Origin of the sequence: Vreelandella massiliensis, assembly GCF_900155385.1 — a bacterium.
In the GTDB taxonomy this organism is placed as follows: Bacteria; Pseudomonadota; Gammaproteobacteria; order Pseudomonadales; family Halomonadaceae; genus Vreelandella; species Vreelandella massiliensis.
Genome location: NZ_LT699753.1, coordinates 1 through 6,438 on the forward strand (window position 1 = coordinate 1; position 6,438 = coordinate 6,438).

The following is a 6,438-nucleotide window of genomic DNA, read 5'->3' on the forward strand; positions in this document are numbered from 1 at the left end:
CGCCGCCCTCCCGATCTTTCTCGTCGATGAGCAGTGGGCTGGATGGTGCCGCAATAACTTTTTGCCTCCTTACTAACCGGCCCCGGGGCGGGCCCCTGTCTCTTATACCCATGGCGCACATCGCCCGCCAGCCGCGCTTCGTGGTCGCGGTGGTGGCTGGCGCGATCGGCTACGGCGTCATGGTGCTCGTGATGACCGCCACGCCGCTGGCGATGCGCGCCCAAGGGTTTGAGATGTCGCAAGTGGCGTTCATCATGCAGTGGCATGTGCTGGGCATGTACGCACCGTCGTTTTTTACCGGCAGCCTGATCGCCCGCTTCGGCGTTGAGCGCATCCTTACCGCCGGTGTGGTGATTCTTCTCGCCACCGTGGCCGTGACCAACCTGGGTATGAGCCTAGCTCACTTCTGGACCGGACTGGTGCTGCTGGGCGTGGGCTGGAACTTTCTGTTCGTTGGCGGGAGTGCGCTGCTCGCCTCGGTTCACAGCGAAGCCGAACGGGGTAAAGTGCAGGGCGTTAACGATCTGATTATCTTCTCGCTAGTGGCCATCGGCTCGCTGATGTCCGGTCAACTGCTGCACCGACTGGGTTGGGAAACCCTTAACATTGTCATGCTCGCGCCGATTTTGCTGGTGGCTATCGCGCTGATCGGGTGGAAAGTGCGTTTTTCCTCCGAACGTCTGGCCTAACGCATGCGGCCCGATCGATTGACCGGGCCGCTTAGCTTGCAGTGAAACGACTGGCGGATTATTCGACCAGCGTTTGCGCCGCTTCCAGATAATCCGCGCCATTGGTGGTGACACGCGCTTGATCCAGCGTTTCAGAGCCTAGGTGAACTTCTTCCAGCGAAATGGCCATGGCCTCCACTTCGGCATCGATCTTCTGCAGCGCGTTTTCGATGGTGTAAGTGAGCATGTGGATTTCACCCATCTGCTCGTTGGAGATGGTATCGGCGGCAAGGATTTCCGCCAGCTCCGCATTACCCTCGGAGAAGTTCTTAACGGCCTCTTCCAGGGTCTCAGACGGTTTGCCTTCGAAGTGGTCGGCGCGATCGTGGTCGTGCTCATCCGCCACGGCAATACCACTGCTCATCATACCCGCGAGAACTAGGGCAGCGACTCGTTTCATAACACACTCCTTGATGATTCCGGCTGCGACCGGGTTGGGCTGATCGGCCAATTCCAACCAGCGAGACAATGAATACTAACAATTTGCATTAACAATCTAGCATCCATAACCACCAATGAGAAGCGTTACAATTCACAATTGCAAAAGCTAAGCGCAAAAACTTGCCGAATAGTTGACCTCGCTCAATCCCCCGGTCCGCACTCCATGCAGCGCTCGGTAATCGCCGGGCCTTGCTTCAAAGCCGCATTCAAGTCGCTCAAGCCGGTGCGCAGCCCCTCTTCTAGCACCGGGTGGTAAAACGGCATCGCCAGCATCTCACTCACGGTGAGCTTCTGCTCCAGTGCCCAGGCCAACAGATGGGCCATGTGCTCCACGCGCGGTCCCAAAAGCTCCGCGCCCAAAAACGCGCCGCTGCCGTGCTCGGCAAAAAGCGCCATGTAGCCGTGATTTTCGCCCATCACGGTGGCGCGGCCTTGATCGTCGAACGATACGCCGCCTTCGGCGATGCAGTCGCAGCCGCCGTAGCGCGCTTCAAGCGACGGGCGGTTATCCCCCACGATGGCGATTTGCGGTTCGGTAAAGATGACCGATAACGGCACGTTGCGCCTGCCAACCTGCACATCATCCAAGTTGGCGGCGTTACGTGCGGCAATCTTCCCTTCGCTAACGGCTTCGTGCAAAAGCGGCACCGCCTGGTTGGCGTCACCGGTGATAAAAATATGGCTCTCACTGTCGTCGGCGTTCACGCACTGGAGGGTAAAGCGGTTGAAATGGGGCACGCCATGCTCATCCAAAGAGAGCTCGGCGCTTTCGATATCGAGCCGGTCGATATTGGCTTGCCGCCCGGTGGCGGCGAGCACGTAGTCAAAGGTTTCCGTGAGCTCGCGTCCGCTGTCGCGCTCGATGAACGTGATCGCGACGCCCTCGCCTTGCCGCTCAATATGCTTTACGTCAGCGTCAGCATCGAGATAGAACTCATGGTTGAACACCTCGTCCGCCGTTTGGCGCACCTTCTCTGATTGCAGCGGCCCGATCGACCCGCCCACGCCGAACATACGAGTACGCACGCCTAGGCGGCTCAGGGCTTGACCTAGCTCCAGGCCAATCACGCCGGGGCCAAAAACCGCAACCGATTCGGGCAGCGTGTCCCGCTCGAAGACGTCATCGTTCACGATCAAGCGGTCGCCGGCGGGTTCGAGCATCCCTGGCCAGCTCGGGCGCGAGCCGGTAGCGATAATGATCGCGTTGGCAGTCAGCTGAGTGTGGTCGTCGACTTGAAGCGTATGCGGCTGGATAAAGCGTGCGTGCCCGCGGATCCGGTGGGAGGCGGGAATACGCTTCATGGAGTCGAGTACACCTGCGACGAAGCGGTCGCGTTCGCGCTTGACCCGCGCCATCACCGCGCTGCCATCCACCTCGACGGCGCCGACGTTAACGCCAAACACGTCCGCCTGACGTGCCCGGTGCGCGGCATCCGCGGCGGCAATCAGTAGTTTGGAGGGCATGCACCCCACGCGGGCGCAGGTGGTGCCGTACTCACCGGCTTCGACCAAGACCACGTCATCGGTATGTTTTTTGGCCGCGTGCCAGGCGCTCAACCCCGCGCTGCCGGCGCCAATGATGGCGATATCGGTATGGCGCTGCTGCATATCGTGTCCTCCTGATAATGGTATCGACACCTCACGGTGACATGTCGATGCATAACCTTATACCAGGATAGACAAAATGCCGCGTGCTGCGGCTTCTCTCGTCTAGGGAGTTAGGCGAGACGCTAATTAACGCCGCTGCCAGGGCCAGCTACGTTTTTCCGGGTAGCTCAGAAGGGAAATGGCCGCGTTCAGCGGTTTCAACACGCCTTCCAGCTGGCGAAAGCAGACTGCGCTGCTCATGACGCCGGGACACTGTCGCAGCAGCAGATCGCTGTGCTGGGACGCGATCAGCACCTGTTTCGCGAGGGGCGGGTTCACCAAGGCGGCCTCGTGATAACAGCGCTTGAGTTCGCGGCTCAGCATGGCGAGCAGGCTGGCATCGAGCCAGCACGGCAGCGGATCATCAAGGCGGCCGGCAATGGAGTGCTGCACGGCTTCAAACGAGGTACGGAGAAAAATAAGCGTTTGACGAAGCTGACGCAGTTCAGTAGCCATATCAGTAACCCCCTGGGTATGACGCCCCTTTCTCAAACAAAAATAATTCTCATTAATTTACCCGCCACGATTCTCCCCGTCAAGTGCCGGCGCCCCCGGGATGAACAGCGCTGCCAGGCTGTCTACGATGTTTTTGCTACAGAGATATTTGGCGGGCTGAAACCGCTTGTTCCGGCCTTTCGTTCGCCTCGGCCTGACGCCGCCACATCGCGGCGTAGCCGCCGTTACGTCGCAGCAACTCGGCGTGGCTGCCGGCTTCCACGATGCGCCCGGCCTCCATGTAGAGAATCCGGTCCATCCGCGTGACGGTGGAGAGGCGGTGGGCGATGGCGATCACCGTGCGGCCTTCCATCAGCCGCCACAGCGCGGCTTGGATCGCCGCTTCGCTCTCGCTGTCAAGCGACGCCGTCGCCTCGTCCAGCAGCAGGATGGGGGCATCCTTGAGCAACGCCCGGGCGATGGTGATACGCTGACGCTCACCGCCGGAGAGCTTCACCCCGCGCTCGCCCACCACAGCGTCGTAGCCGCCCGGCCGGGAAGCGATGAAGTCGTGGCAATGGGCGGCGCGGGCGGCTTCTTCCACTTCTCTGTCGGTGGCCTCTGGGCGGGCATAGCGGATGTTGTCGCGGATGCTGCGGTGGAACAGCTCATTACTCTGGGAGACCTTGGCGAGCTTGCGGTGCAGGCTCTCCCACTCGACGGCGGCGATGTCCTGGCCATCGATGCGGATGCCCCCCTCTTCAAGGGTGTGATGGCGGGCCAGCAGCTTGAGCAGTGTGCTCTTGCCCGCGCCTGACGGGCCGACCAGCCCCACCCGCTCTCCCGCGCCGATAGTGAGAGTGAGGCCGTCGAACACGCGGGTGCCATCGGCGTAGCCGTAGCGCACTTTGTCCAGTTCGATGACACCATCCGTCACCTCGAGCGGCGGCGCCCCCGGGGCATCGACGATGGCATGGGGAGCGGCGAGCGAACCGAGGCTCTCGCGCAGGATGCCGACGAACTCGAAGCACTCCAGCACGTCGTCGCCGAGCTCGGTGATCACCATGGCCAGGTTGACGCCGATGGTGAGCAGCATGGCGATGTCGCCGGCGCTGAGCGTACCTTCACTGGCATGCCCCAGCGCGACCCAGGTCAGCCCGGTCATGAAGCCCACGGTGATGAGCAGCAGCGCCACGCGCATGGCGGTGAAATAGAGCCGGGCGTTGCGGGTCCAGCGGTACTCTTCGGCGACGACGCCGTCGAGCACTCTCTGTTCGTACCGCGCGCCGGCGAAGTCGCGCATGACCTCGGCATTGCCGAAGCTGTCCGCCAGGCGCCCGCTCACCCGGGAGCGCGCTTCGGCCATGCGCCGCGAGAACTCGACGCCGAAATACGCCATTACCACGGCCACGGCGACAAAGAGCCCGGCAAAAACGACATAGGCGACCACGAACTGCGGCAACGTCGTGGCGATCAGCCCACCGGAGACCAGCAGCGTGACGAAGGTTCGCGGCCCCGCTGCGGCCACCTCGTTCAACAGCCAACCGGCACCGTCGGCGGCCTGACGCACGCGCTGGGTAAGCGCACCGGCAAAGCGGTCGTGGAAGAACTGCGGTGCGTGGCCGGTGGTCCAGGCGAACAGGCGGTTGGTAACATCAGCGCGCAGGCGCGGCACCGTGTAGGCGTTGACCAGCACGTAGAGGCGCTGAAACAGCGGGCCAAGCAGCCAGCACGCCACCAGCGCCGCGAACAACCAAGCGATCTCCTGCGGCGCTGTCGTGCCCTCGGCGACCGCCGTCACGGCATCGACAAGGCGCCCGATGACAAAAGGGATGAACGCCTGCAAGCCGGCCGCGAGCACGGCCGTCAGCACCATGAGACAGGCGCGGCGGGGGATAAACCGCCGCACCGCCCAGGCGGTGAAGGCGATGGGGCTGCCCGGGAACGGCGGCTGGCCGGAAGGCTGGGGCATGGGGGCTCTCCGTGAGTCAGTCCTGCAATACGTAGTCGCGGCCGGCGATGTGGGTGGTGAGCTGGTCGAGCACGTAGTGGTAGGCGTCGAAACTCTCCCCCATGATCTTGCTGCGCTCGAGCAGCACGTACTGCCGGTTGCGGCAGGCGAAGAGCCATTCGCACCAGCCCGGCAGCGCCTGTTCGAAGCGCTTGGCGGGGTCTTCGGGCGTATCGCCGAAATTCGGCTCAAAGGTGTCGAAGACAAAATCCGCCTCAAGGTCAGGCAAAAGTTCCGAACTCAGGCGCAACTCGGCCCCCGCGTAATCACCCACCAGAGCGGGAGCGCCAAAGCCGACATCCTCGGCCACCTGGCTGAACGCGCCGTAGTCCCCGTAGAGCGAGACCTGGCTGTCCTGCGCCTGCAGCATGGCAACGCGGATCGCCGAGGAGTCGCCGAGCCAGTCGCGCAACTCGTCGACGCGCTCACGATAGCCCGCAAGCAGGTGTTCGTACTGCTCCAGACGCCCGGCCGCCTCGGCGATCAGCCGGTACACCTCCAGACTGCCCTGCTCCGACCAGGGCAGGATGACCACCGGGGCGATGCGCTCAAGGCCGGGCAATACCTCCTGCTGCCAGGGCGGTGCGATGATCAAATCCGGCGCGAGGGCTGCAATGCGCTCGACGTCGAGCTGGTTGAAGGCGCCGAGGAAAGCGATGTCGTGATCCTCGAACCCCTCGCCGCGTAAATCGCGAACGCCGCGCAAATAGGGCGTGCCGTCGGATTCGAGCCGCCCGTGGCTGGCCACCACCGGCGCCCCCAGCTCGATCAGCGGGTGGGTGATGGATGCGTCGTTGAGGGAGACGATCCGCTTCGGCTCGGCGGGCACTTCGATACTGCCGTTGGCACCTTCGACGGTACGCGTCTCGGCGACGGCGCTCGTGGCCATCGCCAGGCCGGCAAGAAAGAGGACTAGACGCATGACGATGCCTCCCCGGCTGGCACGTGGGTAACCGACTCGGCCCACCAGGAAAGTATGGTATTGACCTCACCGATGGCCATGTCGCCGCAGTTGCCATAACCGGTCAGCTCCTGCGAGCGGCAGCGAACGGTCAAGGCGCCCGCCTGCGGCCCGGCCTGCCAGCGAACGGTGACCGGCACCGTGCAGGGCGTTTCCGGTGCCTCGACGGCGTCCACCGCCAGCTCCGCCTCGAGCCCCCGCTCGGCGAGCCACTG

The 6,438-nt window shown here is 63.2% G+C and carries 6 protein-coding genes and 1 pseudogene; 1 reads left to right on the forward strand and 6 read right to left on the reverse strand.

The window, feature by feature from the left end:
- The first annotated feature begins 110 nt into the window (after positions 1-110).
- On the forward strand, positions 111-689 hold the full coding sequence (locus tag BQ9846_RS15720; RefSeq protein WP_235818992.1) for an MFS transporter: 579 nt from the start codon (positions 111-113) through the stop codon (positions 687-689).
- Between the two features lie 58 nt (positions 690-747).
- Here the strand turns inward: BQ9846_RS15720 and BQ9846_RS15725 are convergent, their stop codons facing one another.
- The 6 genes and pseudogenes from BQ9846_RS15725 to BQ9846_RS16730 all read right to left on the reverse strand — a co-directional run.
- Complete coding sequence (locus tag BQ9846_RS15725; protein WP_075881999.1) at positions 748-1,128, reverse strand: DUF6746 family protein; 381 nt, start codon at positions 1,126-1,128, stop codon at positions 748-750.
- 182 nt (positions 1,129-1,310) lie between these two features.
- Complete coding sequence (locus tag BQ9846_RS15730; RefSeq protein WP_075882000.1) at positions 1,311-2,777, reverse strand: dihydrolipoyl dehydrogenase; 1,467 nt, start codon at positions 2,775-2,777, stop codon at positions 1,311-1,313.
- 126 nt (positions 2,778-2,903) lie between these two features.
- A complete protein-coding gene (locus tag BQ9846_RS15735; protein ID WP_075882001.1) occupies positions 2,904-3,272 on the reverse strand; it encodes a hypothetical protein in 369 nt (122 codons plus the stop codon).
- A gap of 136 nt (positions 3,273-3,408) precedes the next feature.
- Positions 3,409-5,223 (reverse strand): ABC transporter ATP-binding protein, encoded by a 1,815-nt coding sequence (locus BQ9846_RS15740; protein ID WP_075882002.1) that lies wholly within the window; start codon positions 5,221-5,223, stop codon positions 3,409-3,411.
- A gap of 16 nt (positions 5,224-5,239) precedes the next feature.
- Positions 5,240-6,184, reverse strand: coding sequence for an ABC transporter substrate-binding protein (locus BQ9846_RS15745; protein ID WP_075882003.1), 945 nt, complete (start codon positions 6,182-6,184; stop codon positions 5,240-5,242).
- Positions 6,175-6,438: pseudogene (locus tag BQ9846_RS16730) on the reverse strand (hypothetical protein); the annotation flags it as partial. The gene BQ9846_RS15745 and the pseudogene BQ9846_RS16730, both read right to left, overlap by 10 nt.